This is a genomic window from Chromobacterium vaccinii, assembly GCF_000971335.1.
GTDB classification, from domain to species: Bacteria; Pseudomonadota; Gammaproteobacteria; order Burkholderiales; family Chromobacteriaceae; genus Chromobacterium; species Chromobacterium vaccinii.
The window spans coordinates 35001-56658 of the sequence record NZ_JZJL01000023.1; the positions used below are offsets into that span (position 1 = coordinate 35001).

General features: G+C 61.2%; 16 protein-coding genes. 4 read left to right on the plus strand and 12 right to left on the minus strand.

Annotated elements, in window-relative coordinates; genetic code table 11:
* The first annotated feature begins 17 nt into the window (after positions 1-17).
* The gene (locus VL52_RS12675) at positions 18-5549 is read left to right on the plus strand and encodes a DEAD/DEAH box helicase (protein ID WP_046157372.1); all 5532 of its coding nucleotides are present in this window, start codon (positions 18-20) and stop codon (positions 5547-5549) included.
* 87 nt (positions 5550-5636) lie between these two features.
* Here the strand turns inward: VL52_RS12675 and VL52_RS24550 are convergent, their stop codons facing one another.
* The 6 genes from VL52_RS24550 to VL52_RS12705 all read right to left on the minus strand — a co-directional run bounded on the left by VL52_RS24550 (position 5637) and on the right by VL52_RS12705 (position 12901).
* On the minus strand, positions 5637-5816 hold the full coding sequence (locus VL52_RS24550) for an antitoxin PaaA2 family protein (RefSeq protein WP_144410238.1): 180 nt from the start codon (positions 5814-5816) through the stop codon (positions 5637-5639).
* A gap of 259 nt (positions 5817-6075) precedes the next feature.
* A complete protein-coding gene (locus tag VL52_RS12685; protein WP_160298942.1) occupies positions 6076-7923 on the minus strand; it encodes a helix-turn-helix domain-containing protein in 1848 nt (615 codons plus the stop codon).
* 45 nt (positions 7924-7968) lie between these two features.
* Positions 7969-8943, minus strand: coding sequence for a TniB family NTP-binding protein (locus VL52_RS12690; protein WP_052729280.1), 975 nt, complete (start codon positions 8941-8943; stop codon positions 7969-7971).
* Positions 8936-10759: a TnsB C-terminal domain-containing protein gene (locus VL52_RS12695; RefSeq protein ID WP_160298943.1), complete on the minus strand. Its 1824-nt coding sequence runs from the start codon at positions 10757-10759 to the stop codon at positions 8936-8938. The genes VL52_RS12690 and VL52_RS12695 overlap by 8 nt, the downstream gene beginning before the upstream one ends.
* Positions 10760-10761: 2 nt before the next feature.
* Positions 10762-11430, minus strand: coding sequence for a hypothetical protein (locus VL52_RS12700; RefSeq protein ID WP_144410239.1), 669 nt, complete (start codon positions 11428-11430; stop codon positions 10762-10764).
* A 727-nt stretch (positions 11431-12157) separates the two neighbouring features.
* Positions 12158-12901: a helix-turn-helix transcriptional regulator gene (locus VL52_RS12705; protein ID WP_046157377.1), complete on the minus strand. Its 744-nt coding sequence runs from the start codon at positions 12899-12901 to the stop codon at positions 12158-12160.
* 95 nt (positions 12902-12996) lie between these two features.
* On the opposite strand from VL52_RS12705, the gene VL52_RS12710 reads away from it, so the two are divergent.
* Both VL52_RS12710 and VL52_RS12715 read left to right on the plus strand, forming a co-directional pair.
* Positions 12997-13326, plus strand: coding sequence for a DUF7709 family protein (locus VL52_RS12710; RefSeq protein ID WP_046157378.1), 330 nt, complete (start codon positions 12997-12999; stop codon positions 13324-13326).
* Positions 13327-13403: 77 nt separating this feature from the next.
* A complete protein-coding gene (locus VL52_RS12715; protein ID WP_046157379.1) occupies positions 13404-13955 on the plus strand; it encodes a hydrolase in 552 nt (183 codons plus the stop codon).
* Positions 13956-14049: 94 nt separating this feature from the next.
* Here VL52_RS12715 and VL52_RS12720 read toward each other — a convergent pair whose 3' ends face one another.
* On the minus strand, positions 14050-15465 hold the full coding sequence (locus tag VL52_RS12720; RefSeq protein WP_046157380.1) for an alanine/glycine:cation symporter family protein: 1416 nt from the start codon (positions 15463-15465) through the stop codon (positions 14050-14052).
* Between the two features lie 425 nt (positions 15466-15890).
* Between VL52_RS12720 and VL52_RS12730 the strand changes: the two genes are divergently transcribed.
* On the plus strand, positions 15891-16619 hold the full coding sequence (locus VL52_RS12730) for a substrate-binding periplasmic protein (RefSeq protein ID WP_046157382.1): 729 nt from the start codon (positions 15891-15893) through the stop codon (positions 16617-16619).
* A gap of 3 nt (positions 16620-16622) precedes the next feature.
* Here VL52_RS12730 and ugpQ read toward each other — a convergent pair whose 3' ends face one another.
* From ugpQ to ugpB, 5 genes are read right to left on the minus strand one after another with little or no spacing between them, the layout of a single operon-like run.
* Complete coding sequence (gene ugpQ, locus VL52_RS12735) at positions 16623-17375, minus strand: glycerophosphodiester phosphodiesterase (protein ID WP_046157383.1); 753 nt, start codon at positions 17373-17375, stop codon at positions 16623-16625.
* A complete protein-coding gene (locus VL52_RS12740) occupies positions 17338-18450 on the minus strand; it encodes a sn-glycerol-3-phosphate import ATP-binding protein UgpC (RefSeq protein ID WP_046157384.1) in 1113 nt (370 codons plus the stop codon). The genes ugpQ and VL52_RS12740 overlap by 38 nt, the downstream gene beginning before the upstream one ends.
* Positions 18451-18463: 13 nt before the next feature.
* Positions 18464-19303 carry a sn-glycerol-3-phosphate ABC transporter permease UgpE gene (ugpE, locus tag VL52_RS12745; RefSeq protein WP_046157385.1) on the minus strand — a complete coding sequence of 280 codons (840 nt, stop codon included), beginning with the start codon at positions 19301-19303 and terminating at the stop codon, positions 18464-18466.
* A complete protein-coding gene (ugpA, locus tag VL52_RS12750; RefSeq protein WP_046157386.1) occupies positions 19303-20184 on the minus strand; it encodes a sn-glycerol-3-phosphate ABC transporter permease UgpA in 882 nt (293 codons plus the stop codon). Before ugpA ends, ugpE begins: the two co-directional genes overlap by 1 nt.
* 57 nt (positions 20185-20241) lie before the next feature.
* Positions 20242-21570 (minus strand): sn-glycerol-3-phosphate ABC transporter substrate-binding protein UgpB, encoded by a 1329-nt coding sequence (gene ugpB / locus VL52_RS12755; RefSeq protein WP_046157387.1) that lies wholly within the window; start codon positions 21568-21570, stop codon positions 20242-20244.
* Positions 21571-21658 lie beyond the last annotated feature (88 nt).

Sequence of the window (21658 nt, forward strand, 5' to 3'; positions counted from 1 at the left end):
GAGAGAAAAGGGAAAAGATGAGCGTGACGTCGAAGAGGGTTGAGGCGGTGGGGGTCCACGAAACAGCGAAGAGTCTTGCTGAGAGTCTTAGGCAATACATCGAAGCCCAGTATCACATCCGCGACGAGGCCCTTGTCAGGGAGCGCCATGCGCTTTTGCGGAAGGATGCTACTATCGCCCAGACCCCCTATGTGGAGGCCACTCCGGTCTACAAGGTGGGAGATCCCTACGGTAGCCTACCAATTCCCAAGGCGGCAGCCGATGTGCTGACCCAACTTGCGGGGATGGGTGTTGGTCTTTACCCCCGCCCCTACGAACACCAGTCGCAAGCACTCGCATCCTTCCTAGGCGATGAAGCAGCCGACCTGGTTGTGGCCACAGGCACCGGCTCGGGCAAGACGGAAAGCTTCCTTATGCCGGTCATCGGTAAGCTGGCGATCGAGGGTGCGGAAAGGCCCAAGTCTGCAGCGCTTCCGGGCTGCAGGGCGATGCTGTTGTATCCAATGAATGCCCTGGTCAACGATCAGCTTGCACGTATCCGGCGATTGCTCGGCAATCCCAAGGCAGCACAGGTTCTTTCAAAGGGAAGGTCGAAGCCTATCCGTTTCGGAAGCTATACGGGTCGGACTCCATACCCAGGACGCAGGACCTCCGTACGAGATGAACACTTCATCAAGCCACTTTTCGAGGAGTTTTATCGCAAGGTTGCAGAGAGGCCGGTCGTCCAGACGGAACTGGAGCGCATCGGTCGTTGGCCCAGCAAGGATCTTGATGCCTTCTATGGGCACGGGTTGGCCCAGACCAAAACATACTCCTCGGGGAAGAAAGCTGGAAAACAGTACATCGCAAACAACTGGGGCGGCCGGCTGAATACGCAACCCGGCGACCGCGAACTCATGACCCGGTACGAGATGCAGCAGAATTGTCCCGAACTGCTCATCACCAACTACTCCATGCTCGAATACATGCTCATGCGCCCCATCGAACGCGGCATCTTCGAGCAGACCAGAGACTGGCTCAAGGCAGATCATCGAAACGAGTTTATTCTCGTCCTCGACGAGGCGCATATGTACAGGGGTGCAGGCGGCGCGGAGGTTGCGCTCCTCATCCGGCGCCTCTGTGCACGCCTAGAGATTCCGCGCGAGCGTATGCGCTGCATCCTTACCAGCGCGAGCCTTGGCTCAGGTCCGACCTCCGTTGAAGACGGCGAGCGTTTCGCCCGTGATCTGACCGGGCTGTCGGAAACATCCCCGAGGTGTATTAGGGTGATCCAAGGCACTCCGGAACCGCGTCATCCCTCGCGCTTAGCCACGTGCGAGGAAGCTGAGGTGCTGGCCACCTTCGATCTGGGCTCCTTCCAGAACGCTGCCAACGACCTGGACTCTGCGCGCGCGGCGGTGACGGACCTCGCTGCCGGCTTAGGATGGAGTGTACCGTCCGAAGGCGACCATGAATCGTTCCGGAACTGGCTCTTTGAGAGCCTGATGGGCTTCGGCCCCCTTGAGGAACTGATCACGAAGGTATCAGGCAGGGCTGCCAGGCTAGACGCTCTAAGCGAAGCACTCTTCCACGGATGCTCGCCGGACACAGCGGCGCGGGCGGCCGACACATTACTTGCCCTTGGCAGCTATGCCCGGCGGAGTTCCGACGGTCGCGTTTTGGTCCCAGCCCGCTTGCATCTTTTCCATAGGGGCCTGCCGGGCCTCCACGCCTGTGTGGATCCCAAATGCTCGGAGAGGCTTGGCGGGCACGCTGCCCCCACCATCCTGGGCCGCCTTCACACAAAGCCCCTGGATCAGTGTGGCTGCGTGTCGAAGGGAAGGGTTTACGAATTGCTCACCCATCGTGACTGCGGAGCCGCTTTCATCCGCGGATACGTGAGTACAGACATGGACTTTGTCTGGCACCAGCCGAGCGGTCCATTGTCTGAGGGAGGGACCGTCGACCTCATTCCCATTGAAATCCTAGTCGAGGAAAGTGTCCACCCACGCAGCCGCAACAAGGAAATGTGGCTGCACATCCCTACTGGGCGTCTTTCTCCAATGTGTCCCCCGGGTGCCTCGGGCTATCGCAAGGTGTGCGTGCCCGACAAGGTCACAGCCGGTTCAGAGATATCCTTCGACGAATGCCCTGTCTGCATGCGTAGAACCAGAAGCTCCAAGGACGAGCCCTCCAAAGTAATGGACCACGTGACTAAAGGCGAGGCTCCGTTCACCACTCTGGTCCGCTCGCAGATGGCCCGCCAGCCGGCCAGTCGAGCCATCGATGCCAGACATCCCAACGGCGGTCGGAAGGTGCTTATATTCTCCGATGGCCGCCAGAAGGCGGCCCGGCTGGCACGTGACATCCCTAGGGACATCGAACTCGACGTATTCAGGCAGGCTGTGGCACTAGCGTGTGCGCGATTGGAGGCGATTTCACAGGAGCCGCGGCCGAACCAGAATCTCTATCTCGCTTTCCTGTCCGTTCTCTCTGACCACGACCTCCCTATTTTCGACGGCCAGGATGCGAAGAAGGTGGCCACCGACCGCGCCGAGTTCGAACGCGATTGTGGCAGTGACCTAAGACAAGCTTTTGACGACGAGTTTGCTCCGTCGGAGGCTCCCGCGCGATACCGGATCGCATTACTTAAACTTCTATGCAGCAACTACTACTCGCTTTCGGGGACGACAGTAGGCTTCGTCGAGCCCGCACGGTCAAAGCTCAAGAAACTGAAGGGCGACGTAAAGATGGCAGGTATCGACCTCGTGGACGAGGACGTTCGCGCCCTCGCAGTCGCTTGGATCGACGCGTTGCTTCGGGAGTTCGCGTTTGACTCATCCTTCGACCTAACACTTCGCCGTAAAGCGGCCGGTTACTTCAAGCCAGGCTGGGGGAGCAAAGGTCAGTTTGACCGCACCTTCAGAGAAGCCCTTGCACATCGCCCCGGCTGGGGGAAGCCCGTCGTCGAGGCCGTCGAGGCAGCGTTTCGCAGCCAGTTAGCGTCCGAGAAGGACGGCGCTTGGTTCCTTTCCCCAAACTCCCTCCGTCTGCGGCTCGACCTCTCCCATGTCTGGGCTCAGTGTCCGGACTGTACCGCCCTCATGCCACTCACATTCGGTGAGAGCACCTGCCTTGCCTGTGGGGACGAAGGCGTCAGGCCAGTTGATCCTGCTACGAGTGATTATATTGCTGCTCGTAAGGGCTTCTGGCGCCTGCCGGTACAAGAGGCCCTCGCCCCTGGCTCCCGGCTCTCAAACCTCAGCGTTGAGGAGCACACGGCTCAGCTTTCAAATCGTGACCGTAGTAGCGTCCACGCCACAACAGAGCTTTATGAACTAAGATTCCAAGATGTCCTCATCGAGGAGTCCGATAGACCGATCGATGTGCTCAGTTGCACCACCACCATGGAGGTAGGCGTCGACATCGGCTCCCTCGTCGCGGTGGCTCTAAGAAACGTACCTCCCCAGCGAGAGAACTACCAGCAGAGGGCTGGCCGCGCGGGCCGCCGCGGCGCCTCTGTTTCGACCGTGGTGACATACTCCCAGACCGGACCACACGACAGCCATTACTTCCTGAACCCCGAGCACATAGTGGCTGGACCGCCGCGTACGCCCGAGGTCAAGGTGGGTAACGCTAAGATCGCCCGCCGGCATGTGCATGCCTACTTGATCCAAACGTTCTTCCACGAACTCATGGAGCAAGGCGTTCAGGGTCCAGGCGAGAAAACGTCAATGTTGGAAAAGGCGCTCGGCCCGACCCGAGAGTTCTTCCACGGCGCACTGGACACCGGGCTTAACCTTGAAGGCTTTGAGGACTGGGTGTCGTGCCGAGTTCTAGATGCAGGAGGTGACCTTCGGGCCTCCATCGCAGCCTGGCTTCCCCCATCCCTTGACACTGGTGGGCGCACTCCAGGGGAGTGGCTTGCAGAGATAGTAGAGGAGTTCCTAGCGACTCTGCGCCAACTCGGTGCGGACGTTCCACCACCTATCACCTTGGATAACGGTGGAGAGGATGACGAAGCTGAGGTTACCGAGAACGTAGGAGCGAAATTGGAGCAGGAGGAATTCCTGGAATTCCTTTTCTTTTACGGCCTCCTGCCGAGCTATGCATTTCCCACAAGCCTTTGCAGCTTCCTGGTGGAAAAGAATGAGAAGAACTCCAAAGGCATCTGGGAGATCCGCACCGTCCAGCGACCGCAGCAGTCGATTTCACAGGCACTAAGCGAATATGCTCCAGGGCGGCTGATCGTCATCGACAAGAAGACCTACCGGTCTGGAGGCGTGTTCGCCGACCTCCCGGCTGGGGAGGTTAACCGAGCTAGGCCGCTTTTTGAGAAACCCAAAAAGCTTATCCATTGCGAGGCGTGCTCTTTCGTCCGCGATCCCCATAAGGCCTTGGGTGGGAGCGACAGCACGTGCCCAGTATGCGGAGGAGTGCTGAGGGAAGAGACGATGATCCAACCTGAGGTCTTTGGCCCCGAAGGCGCTAGGGAACTTCCTGAGGACGACCGCGAGCAGGAGATCACGTTCGCTACGATGGCCCAATTCCCACAGCCCGTCGACCCGGAGGCATTCACCTTCAGACGGTGCGGGCCGAACGCGAGCTTTACCCACGCAACCAACCAAAGACTCGTGACTGTCAACTGGGGCAAGGAGGGAGGTCAGGGCGGCGGGTTCTCTGTTTGCGTTGAATGCGGGGCCGCCTCGGTTTTCGATCCATCCTCACCGGTCGGGGGGGGGCACAAACGCCCATACAGACACCTTGGCCCGTTGGGTACACCAGAGCAATGCTCTGGGGAGTTCCGGCGCGTACTTCTTGGCCATGACTTCCGTACTGACCTATTGCTGCTGAGGCTGAAGGTTGCAACCCCACTCGTCACCGACACTGCTGACATTGTGGCTCTGCGAATACTTGAGGACGCACTTCATACGATCGCTGAGGCGCTCCGGCTTGCCGCGAGCCGCCACAGGCAATTGGACCTCGACCCCGCAGAGTTCGGTTCCGGTTTCCGGGTCGTCCCAGCCCTCCAGGACGAAGCTCGGATGTTGGACCTCTTTCTGTATGACACCCTTTCGGGTGGTGCGGGCTATGCTGAAGTCGCGGCCCGCAACCTACCGGAGATACTAGAGGCCACGCTCGCACTGCTGGAAGGCTGCACATGTGACACTTCATGTACCGAATGCCTCAATCACTTCCACAATCAGCACATCCAGGACCGATTGGATAGGAAGCTCGGCGCATCTCTTCTCCGTTATGCAGTACACGGTGAGGAACCGCATTGCTCTCCACCCGACGTACAGACTGCTACATTATCGCAACTGCGTGCCAGCCTTGAGTTGGACGGTTTCTACTGCTCTGAAGGAGGAGTACCCGAAAATCCCATGCTTGTCGAAAGAGATGGCCGCCGCATGGCCCTGGGGTGCTACCCGGGGCTCATCGGCAGAACGGAGTTGACCCACGCTGTCAAGGATGCGTGCAATGTCCACGGTTATTTGGCGCTGAACGAGTATTTGCTCAGGTCCAACCTCCCGGATGCCCATCAGCGGGTCAGGGCTCTATTCCGTTAGGCTGCAGAGAGGGGGTTCTTGGGAGGATATCCCAGGGACCCTCGTTCGTCTGAGTTGAACGGTACTTGGCGAGGTTTCGTGAGCGACTTATTTGGGTGCCGCGCGCTGCAGCAGAGTGGCGCGTTTGAGGGCAAAGTAGCGCTTGGCCTCTTCATGTGGAATATCGAGGCGGGGATCATTCAGAGCCGCCTGGACGGCTTGGCGAACGTACTCGTTATAAGCAGTCGCAGACTTGAGCGTGGGAAAGATGGGTTCAAGTTTGGGCATGGCGTCTTCTCATTACTCTCCATTTTGAGTGTATTCCAAAAGGGGTTTTGCATGGCAACGTAAATCAAATTTACAGCGCATCGCAGAGCTTGTGGCGTAGATACTGAGCATATATGTCATTTTTGATTGGACTGTTCTAGCTCAAGTGGGAAGACCATTGCCCACTTGAGTTGGGCTGGTCGAACTCGTGCAATCGCGTGCCTATGGAAAATTATGGGAATCCCATAATTATTGGTTTCCCATAATTTTCATAATTTGCTCAAGCCAGGCTTGTAGCTACATCCGCGCGCCAAAACACATACTCGTCCCCGCAATTCTCCATTGGCCCATAGAGGGGACATAGTCCTTGTTTAACCAAGTGTCTGGCGGCCTGTCGCACCGGTTTGTTGACCATTTCCGCCAAGTGTTCGCCCCAGATGTAGTCGTTGGTCAACCGTTCCAGCTCCTTGGCCTCGATACCCAGCAGCATCCGCTTCTCATAGCCATACTGCTGCTGGGTAGCGTGGGCATGTCCGGCGCCAATCAGGTGATAGAGCAAGTTGATGTCCATCTGGATGGCGGCTGCCGCCTCTCTGACCGTGAAGAAGCCGCGGGAGCGGCGGTATTGCTCATGCCAGAGCATGAATTGCTGTCGGGAAACCAGCAGCGCGCGGAGGCCATGGTCGGCCGGGGTGCGGCCTACAACCTCCAGCGAGCCATCTTGCAGGGCGCGGATCACCGCCAAGAAGGGCTGGCTGCCTTGCATCCAGCGTTTGGTGATTTCCCACACCGATAGCAGTTCTGGATTGTTCGGTTCTGGGCTGATCCGGCCATGGTTCAACTGCTCCAGGAAGGCGTTGATGGTTTCCAGTTGAAAGCACCATCGAGTACGTTTCTTATCGTGGGGCAGGGGTTGCAGCAGGCGGCTTTCGATCAGCAAGCGGATTCGTTTGGGGGTGATGCGCAGCATGCGTTCCACCTCCGAAATGGTCAGTGTGCCATGCTCACTGCGGGCGTAGGCATCCAGTGAGCTTCGCTCCACCATCCAAATGGTTTTCCCTTTAGCCGATGAGGATTGACAGCCTTTGAGCGTGCCGCTTTCGATCAGCTTGTGTACGGCGCCTCTCGAGAGATTGAGCTGTTCCGCTGCCTTGGCCAAGCTGATGATGGGATGGGCCTGACGCAGATCCTGCTGCAGGATCAGTTTGTCCGGCCAGCGTGCATGGACATAACGCTCGAATTCTTCCCGTACAAATAGCAGTTCTGGATGGACCAGCAGCCGGTAGAGGGCCTGATGCATTTCCCGCAAGTACACCCGCAGCGATGCCGTGTTGCCGGAAATGGGTAGTGTGTATTCCTCCAGTAGTTGATGGAAGCGTTGCGGCCAGTGCTGGGCAATCTGCATGGCCAACTGCAGATAGGGCTGAATGATTTCGATTCGGCCATGATCGGCTATTTTTTGCGGCCGGGTATTGGGTCGGTGCGAGGCATAGGCACCAAAGAACCAGAGCAGGTCGCATAGTTGTACCGGGTATAGATGATCTAATTCCGGCGGCGTGGGAATGTTGCTGACGGAGAGGTAGGGCAGGCCGACCAGCGGCCGGATAGTCTGGGTAATCAGTTTGGCGAGTGCCAGCTCGGAAGCGGTGCCTGGGCGTGTGCCGGCATGGCGCAAGTCGGCGCCGCAGCTGCAAGTAAACATGGTGCCTTGATGCCAGCGGATGAGTTTGTCGCAGCCGGGGCATTTTTCTCGCAGCAGCAGGCGATGAATCGGGCAGGCTATTTGCAGGGTCAGCAGCCACTCCGTTTGCCAGATGCCGTGTTCAGCCAGGCAGACGGGGCACCAGCGGCGATGATGGTGATTCCAGTACGTCACCTTGAGACCGAGCCGATGGTAGCTGTGACGGCCCAGGCTGGCCGGCGCCGGGCCTGTCAGGCAAGCCAGGCTAGTCTGATCGTGGCCTGTCAGCCGGGTTAGATTCTGCCCGGCGGTGTCGTGCTTTTTGACGAATAACGGTAGCCAAGTCTGTCCGGGGTAGCCGTTGGCGTGTCCCAGGCGTAGGCAATAGCCCAGCAGACTTTCACCCGCCTGCGGCTTGGGGCGGATCTGCAGTAGTGGGGAGGTCATGGTGTGTTCCATTGGAGGATCGCCAGCGCGGCGATCCTCATGGGTTTACAACGCAGGGATGGCGGATTTGGGAGCATTCCTCCGGGAGAACCGGGTAGGTTCGAATGGCTCGTCAGGCTGATTCAGGCGTCGGAATACAAAGTTGGCATCGAAGGGATTCAGCTCGGATGGGCTGTCTCGCCAAACATAGTTGGAGAAGGCTATGGCCAAGACGCTTTGGTCGAGATCGTGCCGCTCCTGTTCGATTAAGCACTCCAGCGCTCCCAGAATTACTTTGGAGAGATAGCCGAGCAGGCCATTGCTGGCATAGTGCAGGCGTCTGACGCAGTCCCACTCGGCGAGCCCCCAGAGTGGGCGCCCTTGGTTGATCTGCATGTCCCAGGCATGGACGACGTCGCGGAACAAAGACTTGTCTGCGTTGCAAGAGAAACCGATCGGCGTTAGCGCCACGCGGGCGGCAAAGCGACGGCGCAACTGCTCGTTGGAGCGCAGGATCCACTCACACTCTGGCAGGCCGGACAGCACAGTGGGAATGGCGATCTGATCGATCAGGGTTTTCAGCCACTCGGTGACCTCCTCGAAGGTTCTACGGCCGGCGTCGACGAAGTGATGGAACTCATCCAGTAGCAAGGCTTCGGTTTTGCCGTTGCGGATCAGTTGCACGATCTGGTTGGTCTTCTCCGCGGTGCTGCTCCGAAGCTGAACGCCGGCCCCTAGCGCGATCAGAATGGCTTCCGCCAGACCACGGATGGTTGGGTGGGCGGGCACTTGGACATACACCACCGGGCGTATCGTCGCCTCCTCCGTTTCGTAGTTGGGGTACTGCTTGGCAAAGCTGTGCAGCACCGAGGTCTTGCCGGTGCCGGATGCGCCAATCAGCAGCAGATGCCTGGCAGCGGCGCCTTGGCGCGACAGGGTATGGCTGTGCGACAGCCTTTCCAGCGCCGTGCTGAATTGTGGATGCAGGATCTGGATCCGCTCCGCCCGTCGAAGATCTGCCAGCGTATAGCGCTCACTCATGGCGATCTCCTTCGAGGTCGTGCGCGAGCACGGGCAAAGTGCTGGGCGGTGACCAGCTATCTGTTGGAGGGAGATCAGTGTCCTCTGAAATTGCAGGAGGCAGTTTGCTGGTGGTCATCACCTTGCTTGAGTGTGCCCCTTTGGCTCGCGCGGCACGTTTGCGATCGGCCAATTTACGGCTTTGCAGCAATTGTCCAACCACCTCCTGCATGCGTACCTTGGCCCGAGCCAGCGATAGCGGATCGGCGGATGCCAGGCCTTCCTTGCGCAGTGCCGCCTGAATCAACTTGTGCTGGTGCAGTTGCAGGCCTTCGGCGTAGTCCGGGGTGAGGCAGGGCACGGGCATGGCTTCTTTGGTCTGCGGGTGGAGGGCGAATATCGAACCCAGGTTGTCCGGGTCGAAGCGGACCTGCACTTTTATGCGGTCGCCGAGCTGTTTGCGCCAAGGGAGTAGATCTTTGCAGTTGTAGCGCAAGCCATGCAGCTCAATGCCGGCATGGCCCAGTACCCGTTCAGCCTGCTTGGAGAGCACCAACCGCAAGCGATCAGGATCGATGGTGCGAGGCGTGACAATTTCCGCCGCGCGCTGCCATGCGGTATACGGCGTCTGCTTCAGGCCTCGATGGTACGTCTGGGAGTAGATGTCGATGATCCAGATGTGCAGGGCGTGGACCAGCTCCGACAAGGTGACGATCGACTCTTTCAGTGGGTCATAGCCATAACGGTCAAACCAGTTGGCAAAGCTGGTGCCGGGCAACTGATGGGCGAACTGTTCCGCCAGCGTCCGCAGCGATCGCTCGACCATGGGTTTGAACCAGGGCGTGCGGGGCGGGCAGAACTGGTAGTTGATGCCCAGTTCGAACGTCGCGCGCAGCAGGTCTTGGGAGTGAAATTCCAATCCGTTGTCGACGACAGCAGTGGTGGGAATGCCATGGCATGGCCAGTCATGCTGGATGTCGGGATACCGCTCTTTCACATAGTCTTTGCTGCCGATGGCGTGCTGCAAGCAACGCAGCACTGCCTCGATGCTGGGCGGCGAGAACGACAAGTAGAAGCCCAGGATCATGCGCGTGTGGCAATCAATGATTACCGTGATGTACGGGCGCCCCAGCACCAGCATCGACTCCTCATCGATGACGAAGATGTTGAACGGTGTATGGTCAATTTCGACGCGTTCCAGCAGGTACATCGTGGCGGGCGTGATGCTGCTATGCCGGTACTTTTTGCGGGCGTACTCGCGCCCGTAGCGGGCAAGGTCGACCTCATAGCAGGGAAGCGAGCGGATATAGCGCCGTACTGTTGCATATGAGGGTGGCGCGATGAGGCTCTCGCCTGCTCGTTGAGAGTTTTCATAGGCGATTGAGCTTAATAGGGCTTCATAAGTTGAAGAAATCGACTTCCGTTGCAAGCTAAGGAAAGTCTGGTCGACAGCTTTCTCCAGCAACGCTAGCTGTTCTGCTTGGAGTCGCTGGCCGCTGCCGCCGCGGGCATGAAATTTAGGGATGAGCGCACGCAGATCATGACCGCTGGTCACAAAGCTCTTGTGCCAGCGATAGATGGATATGGCCGATGGCGGTGACACATCCCCGATCCTTGTCGCAACCCGTTGGACTAACTCCTTCAGCATGTCCTGCGTTTGACGAACTGGGTGCTGTGCTGCAAGCGCATCGATGTAGGCACGGCGTCGTAGTGCCTCTTGTTGAGCACCTGCAGGATACGATTCAAAAGTTCGCCCCAATTGCGGTGGAGTGTCGAGAGGTGCAGGGACGAGTTGTCCCGCAAGATTCAGGCTGGTGGCTTGATCGAGAGTAGCCATGCTCATACCCTCCTGATCTTGGTTTCGTTAGTCAGTGGGTGGCGTAGGTCTATGGCAAGAATACCTTGCCCGATGGCTGCTAGGACGAGATTTTGGCAGCCTATGCTATCGGTAAGCTGTCCCAGGAGTTGATCGCCGTGACGCAGGCTGCTCAAGATCTTGCTGATGATGTCAGTCGATAGCTGGAGGTGCTTGTGGCTTTCTATCAACGACATGTTCTTCTGTAAGACTGGATCGCGTAGTTGTCTTTCAGTTAGAACGGCGAACATGGCATTGGCACGTGCCATCTGCTTGCCAATGACGTCGAAGCGGAGTTGGTTTGCTGTCTGATCTGCCTCCGCTTGCCATTTGACTTCAGTAACAGCACGACGCCCGTCGCGCAGAAACAACAAGTAGTCAGGGGTGTAGTTTCGGATTAACCCGTCCATTTCATAATGAAAAGTGAACGGTTCCGGGACGATCATGGTCACTTCGGGGGCAAGTTCAAATGTTCGAAGAGCATCTCTGGCGAGTCCTGACTCGAAAGGGATAGCTCCTGCGAAAGCCTTTGTTGACTGGAAGAAGCCGCGATATGAACATCCGTGTCGATGAACTACATCGCGAGCGGGGGTGGTGGAGTTCAGTAGCTCTCTTAGTATTGAAATGGATACTTCTCTGCTAGTATGCGACATGACAAGCTCCTGCCTCAGCTTGAGAAAGGCGCGTGGGTGCCTCTCAAAAGTCGAGTTCTAGAAAAAAGGCGTATAGGGAGCTTGACCAGTGGAGGGGACTTGACGATACTGGCTTTGTGATAGTTGTACCGTGTAGTCACCTACACTAGCAAGCGGGGCACTTCTGAAAAGGGGTGTCCTGTTTTGTTATCTGCGCTTGGTTCTCCTTCCTCTCCTCTTCTTTACAATGTTCTGCAGCCCCAAGTGTGGGGCTGGCATGGCATGTATCTCTTTGTTCAGTAGATGAACGTTGCCATCTTTCAGATTAGTCAAAAGATGTCATGACTTCTACATCGTATTAGCTAGCTATGTGATTTGCAAATTGGCAAGGCGGTTTTGAAAAACGGCTCATCAAAATGGTAGGTTTTGATAGGTCGATATTATATATTTTGACTTAAAAAACCCAAATGACATGCTTGGATTTTTATTAAAATCATGCGCTTTCATCATTGTTGTTTTTCTACAATAATTAAATTGACTGCAATTGGCATGTGTTGGCCATATTTAAAAAATAATGGCGACTGGAAGGATTTTAGAAGGGAAATAAGCAAGGGCATAACCAGTAAAGGTTATGCCCTATGTTGGTGCAATTTCAACTATGTGCACAGAGTTTTCAATAACTCTGAAAACCTACACAGGCCCGGCAGATCATCATGCCAAATAACTATTGTGCATTGCAATATAATTTTTATGCAGACAAGTAATGCCCCGGCGTCTCCCCGAAGCATCGACGGAAGGCGACGATGAAGGCGCTGCTGCCGGCATAACCCAACTCCGCCGCGCAGTAGCTGACCGACCGCCCCTCGGCCAGCAGCGCCCTGGCCCGCAGCATGCGCAGCCGCTCGCGCCACTCGGCCACCCCCATGCCGGTTTCGGCGCGGAAATGGCGGATCAGGCTGCGCCGCGACATGCCGATGCGGCCGGCCCAGCGTTCCAGATCCCAATCCAGAGACGGGTCATCCAGCAAGGCTTCCGCCAGTTTGCGCAGCGCCGGATGACGCGGCCAGGCCAGGCTGGCTGGATAGGGCTCGGCCCAGGCCAGCTCGTCCGCCAGCACGCCGATCAGCCGCCGGGCGGCGTCCGCGCCGGCCTGCTCCGGCCACGCGCCCAGCCGCTGGAACACGCCCTGCAGCAGCGGCGAGGCCCGCCACACGCGCAGGTCCGGCGGCAGATCCGGCAGCCAGGCGGCATCCAGTTGCAGGCTCCAGCCGCGCAACTCGCCATGATAATGCGCGCCATGCGGCATGCCGGGCGGAATCCAGCCGACGCAGCCGCCCGGCAGCAGGACCTGCCGGCTATCCGCCTCCAGCTCCAGCGCGCCTTCGCTGGCCCATGCCAGCTGCCCCTCGACGTGGGCATGGCCCGCGGTCTGATCGCCGGCGCCGCGCCGCAGCGCCGCCACCGTCAATCCCGGCAGAATGGCTCGCTCCATATTGGCCCTTTATAGATATCTATTGGCACTATATTGAAAGCAGGCCAATCCCGCCAGCGCGATACTGGGCGCTCATTCCACGCAAGGAGTTAGCCATGAAGCACGTACAACACACCGAAGCCCTGTCCGCGATCAATCGCAAAGTCATCGCCGACGGCGAAACGCTGCCGGCGGTGAAGCTGCGCGACGGCAGCACGGTGCAAACCGGCACCGTCGCGACCATGCTGGTCAACATCGCCGCCTACAACCAGGGCGAGCGCGGCGAAGTGGAGCGCCAGCTGGAACTGGCGGTGCCGACACTGTTCAAGGTGGGCCTGTTCGATCTGTTCCCGCCCGAAGAATGGATCCGCGCGGGCAATCCCGGCCGCCAGCTGGTCGGCGAAATGGCCAGCCGCTGGCAAGCTGGCCAATCTGACAACACATAAGCATATTTTCGCGCCGCTCCAGCCCCTCGCCTCCGCTTTGGCGTTAAGCTGTAGCCTCGAATCGACAGGAGCGGAACATGCTGATGCAAAGACAGGAAGCTGGCCTCTTGGTGGTGGACATCCAGGACAAGCTGCTGCCGGCGGTGCATGATGCGGAAGGGCTGCTGGCGCGCAGCCGCTGGCTGATAGGCGTGGCGCGCGACCACGGCCTGCCCATCGTGTTTTCCGAGCAATATCCACGCGGTCTGGGCGGCACGCTGGCCGCGCTGCTGGAGGCCGCGCCCGGCGCGCAGACGGTCGACAAGCTGCATTTCTCCTGCGTGGCTGCCGACTGCCTGCCGCCGGCATTGACGGAAAAGAAACAGATCATCGTCTGCGGCATGGAGGCGCACGTCTGCGTGCTGCAGACCGTGCTGCAGTTGTTGGCCGTCGGCAAGCGGGTCTTCGTCGTCGCCGACGCGATCTCCAGCCGCAAGCCCGCCGACATCGAACTGGCGACGGCGCGGATGCGCGCGGCCGGCGCGGTCATCGTCAGCCGCGAGATGGTGCTGTTCGAACTGCTGGAAAAATCGGGCGGCGACCATTTCAAGGCGATGAGCCAGCGCTACCTGCTGGGCGATCAGCCCTAACGTCTGCTCGCGCTCTTTTAAAACGGCCCCAAACGCAAAAGCCCGCCGGAAACGGCGGGCTTGCTCATGGAAAGCGCGGATCGCGCCAGCGGGCTTACCAGATGCCCTTTTCCACCTTGCCGGCCAGTTCCGGATACTTGTCCGCCTTGAACTCGGGCGCGGCGACGCCGGCCTTCAACTGGCGCTGGTAATCGCCCAGCACGGTGAAGAAGTAGCGCGACAGCAGCACGATGGCCACCAGGTTGATCAGCGCCATCAGGCCCATCGCCAGATCGGCCATGTCCCACACCAGCGGCAGGCTTGCCAGCGCGCCGAACAGCACCATGGCCAGCACCACCAGGCGGAAGCCCAGCAGCGCGCGCTTGTTGCTGCGGATGAACTCGACATTGCCCTCGGCGTAGGCGTAGTTGCCCAGGATCGACGAAAACGCGAACAGGAACATCGCCACCGCCAGGAAGGACACGCCTATCGGGCCAAACTGCGACTCGACCGCCTTCTGCGTCAGCGCCACGCCGCTCAAGCCCTGGTCGTGCACGCCGGACAACAGGATGATGGCCGCGGTGGCGGTGCACACCACCATGGTGTCGATGAAGACGCCGAACATCTGGATCGCGCCCTGGCTGGCAGGGTGCTTGGAAGTGGCCGTCGCGGCGGCGTTAGGCGCCGAGCCCATGCCGGCCTCGTTGGAGAACAGCCCGCGCTTGATGCCCAGCATCATCGCCTGGCTGACCGCGTAGCCGGCCACGCCGCCGGCGGCCTGCTCCAGGCCCAGGGCGCTCTTGACGATCAGCACCACCAGGCCCGGCAGCTCCGCCGCGTGGATGGCCAGCACGTAGAAGGCCATCAGCAGGTAGATCAGCGCCATCACCGGCACCAGCCATTCCGCCACGCGCGCCACCGAGCGCACGCCGCCGAAGATCACCGGCGCGGTCAACAGCACCAGGCCGATGCCCACCGCGTAGCGGTTCCAGCCCCAGGCGCCTTCCGTCGCGGCGACGATGGAGTTGGCCTGCACCGCGTTGAACACCAGGCCGAAAGCCAGGATCAGGCACAGCGCGAACAGCACGCCCAGCCAGCGCAGGCCCAGGCCTTTCTGGATGTAATAGGCGGGACCGCCGCGGAAGGTGTCGTCATGGTGGCTGGTCTTGAACAGCTGGGCCAGCGTCGACTCGACGAAGGCGCTGGACATGCCGAGCAAGGCGGTCAGCCACATCCAGAACACCGCGCCGGGTCCGCCGGCGGCGATGGCGATGGCGACGCCGGCGATGTTTCCGGTGCCCACCCGGCTGGCGAGGCCGGTGGCGAAAGCCTGGAACGGCGAGATGTCATTCTTGCTGACATGGCCGCCGCGGCCGCCCATCATTTCGCGCCAGCCGCGCGAGAACAGCCTCAGCTGCAGCAGGCCGGAGCGCAGCGAGAAATACAGGCCCACCGCCAACAGCAGGGCGATCAGCACCTTGCCCCACAGCACGTCGTTGACGGCATTGATCAAAGAATGAAGCAACTCCATGGTTTTCCTTGTTGTCCTGAGCGTATCGGCGTCCCCGGCGCGAAGCCGCGGGACAGTCTCCCGGTCTGACGCCGGGTGAAATCATTGCGAGCGGCCGCAGGGCCCCCGTTTCATGCTGCGCCTAATGAAGTGGAAGGACAGGCAGGCCGGCGAAGGGCAGCGCGCGGAATGGCTCGAGTGGGGGGAAAGTCACACTGGCAGGGATGTCAGCCGCATCATTCCGCCCTGGGCGGGCTGGAATGCGCAAAAATCTAGCAATAAAGTTCCCATGCTGACAATCAAAAATAAGTAAACGAATTGCAAACAGACTGCCTGAAAAATGTATTCGGGGGAACGCTTGGCCGCCCTATCCAACTGCTAAGCTGAAGCATTCGGCCCGAATCCGGCCTTCCGGATGGCCCGCCGACACAGGAATCGAGGCGCGGATGAAATCCCTGCTCTGGTGCGTGTTGCTATTGGCCGCCGCGGCCGCCCTTGCCGCCGACAAGCCGCCCTGGCGGCTGGCGGCGGACGCCAATTTCGAGCCATACAGCTATCTGTCCGACGATATGGAGCCCCAAGGGCTGGACGTGGAACTGGTCAGCGCGGTGATGCGCGAAACCGGCCAGCCTTTTCGCATCAGCCTGCTGCCCTGGGAACGGGTGAAACAGCAACTGGCGCTGAAGGAGGCCGACGCCGGCTTCGTGTTCACCGGCACCGCGGAACGCCGCGCGCAGTACGATCTGGCCGGCCCGCTGCGCAAGGGCCAGACGGTGTTCGTCGCCATGAAGCGCAACCCGCTGCCGGATTGGCGCGGCCTGGACGATCTCAAGCCCTATGTGATCGGCCAGGTGCGCGGCTACAGCTACGACACCGAATTCGACAAGGCCCCGCTCACCCGCGACGACCACGCCGGCTCGCCGCGCCAGCTGGTGGCGATGCTGCTGGCCGGCCGGGTGGACGTCATCGTCGGCGACAAGGTGCAGCTGATGTACTTCGTCCAGGAGCGCAGGGCGGGCGGCCTGGTGAAAGTGCTGCCCAGGCCGCTGGTGGAGATGCCGCGCTACGTGGCCTTCGCCAAGGGCGATCCGCGCGCCCGGCAGTTCGAGGCGGCGCTGAAGCGGCTGCAGCAAAGCGGCGCGCTGCAGCCGATATTCCAGCGCTGGGCGCAGTGAGCGCTAGCCGCGCGCCGGCAACAGATCCAGCCTGTCGGTGCACAGGCTGTCCACGCCCCAGGCCAGCAGGCGGAGGGCATCGGCCGGATCGTTGACCGTGTAGCACAACAGCTGGTAACCGGCGGCCTTGATGTCGCGGGCGAGCGCCTCGGTCAGGGTCTTGTGGTCGCAATGCAGCGCGACGCAATCCAGCTCCGCCAGGATGGCGCGCCAGTTCCCCGGAATCTCCTCGCACAGGAAGGCGCGCGGCAGCGCCGGCTCGACGGCCTGGGCCGCGCGCAGCGCGTCGATCTCGAACGAGGACAGCAGCGGCGGCGCCGGCGCGCCGGCCCACAGCCGCGCGGCTTCTTGCGCCACCAGCCGGCCGGTTTCCTCGAAGCGCCCCGGGCAGGGCTTGATCTCGATGTTCAGCAGCATGCGCTGCGCCCGGCAGTAGGCCGCCACATTGGCCAGCGTCGGCAGCGCCTCGCCGGCGAAGGCCGCGCCCTTCCAGCCGCCGGCATCCAGCTGCGACAGCTCGGCCATGGTCTTGGCCCGGGCAGCGCCCTTGCCGTTGCTGGTGCGGTCCACAGTGTCGTCGTGCAGCAGGAAGCAGACATTGTCGGCCGACAGCTTCACGTCGCATTCGGCGGCGCGGTAGCCGTAGCGGACGCCCTCCCGAAAGCCGGCGACGGTGTTTTCCGGCGCCAGCGTGCCGCCGCCGCGGTGGGCGACGACCTCAGGATACGGCCAGGCTTGCTTGGGATGCTGCGGCATGCTCGATTCTCCTCTGTGTTTCCGCGTCGAACAGGTGCAGCGATTCGGCGCGCACCGTCACCTCCAGCCGGCTGCCCGGCTCCGGCCGGTGGCCGTGAGCCAGCCGCGCCGCCACGTTCTGCCCGGCCAGCAGGCCGTAGACATAATTATCGGCGCCCAGCATCTCCACGCTGTCCACCCGCAGGCTCAGCGCCTCGCCGCCCTCGCCCGCCGCGCGCAGATGCTCGGGGCGGAGGCCGGCCTTCAGCCGGCGTCCCGCCAGCGCCGGATTCGCCGCCGGCAGGGGCAGCGACACGCCGTCGCCCAGCAGCAGCCGCTCGCCGCGCGCGTCAGCCTGCGCGTCGAACAGGTTCATCCCCGGCGAGCCCATGAAGGCGGCGACGAAGGCGGTGGCCGGCCGGTCGTAGATATCGTCCGGCGCGCCGATCTGCTCGATATGGCCCTTGTTCAGCACGATCACCCGGTCGGCCAGCGTCATCGCCTCCACTTGGTCGTGGGTCACGTACAGGCTGGTAGTGGCCAGCCGGCGGTGCAGGCGCTGGATTTCCAGCCGCATCTGGCCCCGCAGCTTGGCGTCCAGGTTGGACAGCGGCTCGTCGAACAGGAATACCGCCGGCTCGCGCACGATGGCGCGGCCCATCGCCACGCGCTGGCGCTGGCCGCCGGACAGCTCGCGCGGCCTGCGCTGCAACAGCTGCTCCAGCTCCAGCACCGCCGCCACCCTCAGCACCCGCTCCATCACCTCAGCCTTCTTCAGGCCCTTGAGCTTAAGCGCGTACCCCATGTTCTCCGCCACCGTCATGTGCGGATACAGCGCGTAGTTCTGGAACACCATCGCGATGTCGCGGTCCTTGGGCTCCAGCTGGTTCACCAGCCGCTCGCCGATGCGGATCTCGCCGTCCTCGGTGCTCTCCAGCCCGGCCACCATCCGCAGCAGCGTGGATTTGCCGCAACCGGACGGGCCGACGATGACCACGAACTCGCCGTCGGCGATCTCCGCCGAAATCTCTTCCAGCACCCGGCGCTCGGCGCCGGGATAGCGCTTGGCGATATTCTTCAGACTCAGTTTTGCCATTTGGCGCTCTTTCTCATTTCTCGTTGTCCACCAGGCCCTTGACGAACCAGCGCTGCATGCCGATCACCACCAGCAGCGGCGGCAGCAGGGTCAGCAACGCGGACGCCATCACCAGGTGCCACTGCACCGCGCCCTCGCCCAGCATGCCCTTGATCGCGATCACCGAGGTGGACATCGCCGGATCGTGGGTGACCAAGAGCGGCCACAGATACTGGTTCCAGCCGTAGATGAAGGTGATCACGAACAAGGCCGCGATATTGGTGCGCGACAAGGGCAGCACCACGTCCACCATGAAGCGGATCGGCCCCGCGCCGTCCACCCGCGACGCCTCCATCAATTCCTTGGGCAGCGTCATGAAGAACTGCCGCAGCAGGAAGGTGGCGGTGGCGGACGCGATCAAGGGCAGCGTCAAGCCGGTATAGCTGTTGATCAGCCCCATCTTGGTCACCACTTCCACTGTCGGGAAGATGCGCACCTCCACCGGCAGCATCAGCGTGGCGAAGATCAGCGCAAAGCCGGTCTTGCGGAAAGGGAAGCGGAAATAAACGATGGCGTAGGCCGACAGGAAGGAAATGACGATCTTGCCGACGGCGATCAGCATCGCCATCACGAAGCTGTTCCACAGCGTGCGCGCCAACGGCACCGCCAATCCGCCGCTGCCGTTCCACAGCACGGTGTAAAGGTTGGTCCACAGCTGGCTGCCGGGCAGCAGCGACAGCGGCACCCGCGTCACCTGATCGGCGTCCTGGCTGGCGGCGGCGAACATCAGATACAAGGGGAAGGCCACCACCAGCATGCCCGCGATCAGCATCGCGTGGCAGAACAGGTCCAGCCCTTTGCGGTTCTCCACCATCAGTACTGCACCTTTCTTTCCACGTAACGGAACTGGATCAGCGTCAACAGGCCGACCACCGCCATCAGCACCACCGACTGCGCGGCCGAGCTGCCCAGATCCAGGCCTTTGAAGCCTTCCAGGTATACCTTGAGGATCATGGTCTCGGTCGACTTGCCCGGCCCGCCGCCGGTGGCCGCGTCGATCACTGCGAAGGTATCGAAGAAGGCGTACACCAGGTTGACCACCAGCAGGAAGAAGCTGGTCGGCGACAACAGCGGGAACACCAGGTCGCGGAAACGGCGCAAGGGTCCGGCGCCGTCTATCGCGGCGGCTTCGATCAAGGACGCCGGTATCGCCTGCAGGCCGGCGTAGAAGAACAGGAAGTTGTAGCTGATCTGCTTCCAGGCCGAGGCCAGCACCACTAGCAGCAGCGCCTGGCCGCCATTCAATGCGTGGTTCCACTCGTAGCCGGCCTCGCGCAGCAGATAGCTGATCCAGCCCAGGCTGGGGTTGAACAGGAACAGCCACAGCACCGCCACCACCGACGGCGCGATGGCGTACGGCGCGATCAGCACCGTCTGGTAAATGCGGCGGCCGCGGACGATCTGGTTGGCCATCACCGCCAGGATCAGCGCGCTGCCGGTGCCCAGCAAGGTCACCAGCGCGCTGAACAGCAGCGTGGTCTGGATGGTGCCCAGATACAGCCGGTCATGAAACAGCAGGCTGAAATTGGCCAGGCCGACGAACTGGCTGTCCAGGCCGAACGGGTCCTGCTGCTGCACCGACTGCCACAAGGCTTCCAGCGCCGGCCACAGGAAGAAGATCAAGGTGATCGCCAGCTGCGGCGCCATCAAGGCGAAGCCCAGCCAGCGATTGGAAAAATGAATGCGATTCTGCATGCGTGGACTCTATCGAGAAAAACGGGCGGCCTCGCGGCGCGCCCGTTTCCGGAGGGATCAGTTGGCGGTTTTCTCGAAGCGGCGCAGCAGCTCGTTGCCGCGCAGCACGGCGCTGTCCAGCGCGGCCTTGGCGCTCTTCTTGCCGGTCCACACCTCCTCCAGCTCCTCGTCCATCACGGTGCGGATCTGCGGCATATAGCCCAGGCGCAGGCCGCGGGTATAGGACTTGGGCGGCTTGTTCTGCATCTGGCGGGTGGCGATGTCGGCGCCCGGGTTCTTGTCGTAGAAGCCCTGCTTGCGCGACAGATCGTAAGCCGCGGTCACCACCGGCAGGTAGCCGGTGTCCTGGTGCCACTTGGCCATCACCTCCGGCGACACCAGCATCTTGAAGAAGCGGGCCACGCCCTTGTACTCGGCCGGGGACTTGCCGGCCATCACCCACAGGCTGGCGCCGCCGATCAAGGCGTTCTGCGGCGCGCCCTTCACCGCCGGATCGTAGGGCATCATGCCCATGCCGAAGGCGAACTTGGCGTTCTTGCGGATATTGGCCAGCGAGCCGGAGCTGCCGGTCATGATGCCGCATTCGCCGCTATAGAACTTCAGCGTGGCCTCGTCCTTGCGGCCGGCATAGCTGAACGTGCCCTCCTTGGCCATCTTGGCCAGGAATTCGATGTGCTTGACCTGGACCGATCCGTTGAACTGCAGCGTGGCGTTGCTGCCGCCGAAGCCGTTGTCCTGGCTGGCGAACGGCAGGCTGTGCCAGGCGCTGAAGTTCTCCAGCTGCACCCAGCCCTGCCAGCCGGTGCTGTAGCCGCAGCGCATGCCGGAAGCCTTCAGCTTGGCGGCGGCGGCGGCCAGTTCGGGCCAGGTCTTGGGCGGCGCGTCCGGCAGGCCGGCCTTCTTGAACGCGTCCTTGTTGTAGTACAGCACCGGGGTGGAGCTGTTGAACGGCAAGGACAGCAGATGGCCGGTCTTGGCGTCGCTGTAATAGCTGGCCACCGCCGGGATGAAGGCTTTTTCGTCCAGCTTCTCGCCGGCGTCGGCCATCACCTGGTATACCGGCTTGACCGCTTTCTTGGCCTGGATCATGGTGGCGGTGCCCACTTCGAACACCTGGACGACGGCGGGCGCGTTGCCGCTGCGGTAGGCGGCGATGGCCGCGGCCAGAGACTCGTCGTACTGGCCCTTGTACACCGGCACCACCTTGTAGTCCTTCTGGCTGGCGTTGAACTGGGCGGCGATGGCGTTGACGCGGTCGCCCAGCGAGCCTTCCATCGAATGCCAGAACTGGATTTCGGTGGCGGCCTGCGCCGGCAGGGACAGGGCCAGCGTCAGCGGCGCGAGCGCGGCGGCGCGGCGTAAGGCGGGGGACAGGGCTCGGGACATCGGCTTCTCCATTTATCGTTATGGCGGCTGGCATTCACGCGGCGGATTGTGGCCGGACAAAATGACAGTAGCGTTACAATAATATGAC

Coding starts and splice junctions, on each gene's coding strand:
- VL52_RS12740 (WP_046157384.1), bottom strand. CDS start 18,450: ATGGCAAAACTGAGTCTGAAGAATATCGCCAAGCGCTATCCCGGCGCC.
- ugpQ (WP_046157383.1), bottom strand. CDS start 17,375: ATGCCGCAGCATCCCAAGCAAGCCTGGCCGTATCCTGAGGTCGTCGCC.
- VL52_RS12720 (WP_046157380.1), bottom strand. CDS start 15,465: ATGGAGTTGCTTCATTCTTTGATCAATGCCGTCAACGACGTGCTGTGG.
- VL52_RS12700 (WP_144410239.1), bottom strand. CDS start 11,430: ATGTCGCATACTAGCAGAGAAGTATCCATTTCAATACTAAGAGAGCTA.
- VL52_RS12715 (WP_046157379.1), top strand. CDS start 13,404: ATGCTGATGCAAAGACAGGAAGCTGGCCTCTTGGTGGTGGACATCCAG.
- VL52_RS12730 (WP_046157382.1), top strand. CDS start 15,891: ATGAAATCCCTGCTCTGGTGCGTGTTGCTATTGGCCGCCGCGGCCGCC.
- VL52_RS12710 (WP_046157378.1), top strand. CDS start 12,997: ATGAAGCACGTACAACACACCGAAGCCCTGTCCGCGATCAATCGCAAA.
- VL52_RS12685 (WP_160298942.1), bottom strand. CDS start 7,923: ATGACCTCCCCACTACTGCAGATCCGCCCCAAGCCGCAGGCGGGTGAA.
- ugpE (WP_046157385.1), bottom strand. CDS start 19,303: ATGGTGGAGAACCGCAAAGGGCTGGACCTGTTCTGCCACGCGATGCTG.
- VL52_RS12695 (WP_160298943.1), bottom strand. CDS start 10,759: ATGGCTACTCTCGATCAAGCCACCAGCCTGAATCTTGCGGGACAACTC.
- VL52_RS12705 (WP_046157377.1), bottom strand. CDS start 12,901: ATGGAGCGAGCCATTCTGCCGGGATTGACGGTGGCGGCGCTGCGGCGC.
- ugpB (WP_046157387.1), bottom strand. CDS start 21,570: ATGTCCCGAGCCCTGTCCCCCGCCTTACGCCGCGCCGCCGCGCTCGCG.
- VL52_RS12675 (WP_046157372.1), top strand. CDS start 18: ATGAGCGTGACGTCGAAGAGGGTTGAGGCGGTGGGGGTCCACGAAACA.
- ugpA (WP_046157386.1), bottom strand. CDS start 20,184: ATGCAGAATCGCATTCATTTTTCCAATCGCTGGCTGGGCTTCGCCTTG.
- VL52_RS12690 (WP_052729280.1), bottom strand. CDS start 8,943: ATGAGTGAGCGCTATACGCTGGCAGATCTTCGACGGGCGGAGCGGATC.
- VL52_RS24550 (WP_144410238.1), bottom strand. CDS start 5,816: ATGCCCAAACTTGAACCCATCTTTCCCACGCTCAAGTCTGCGACTGCT.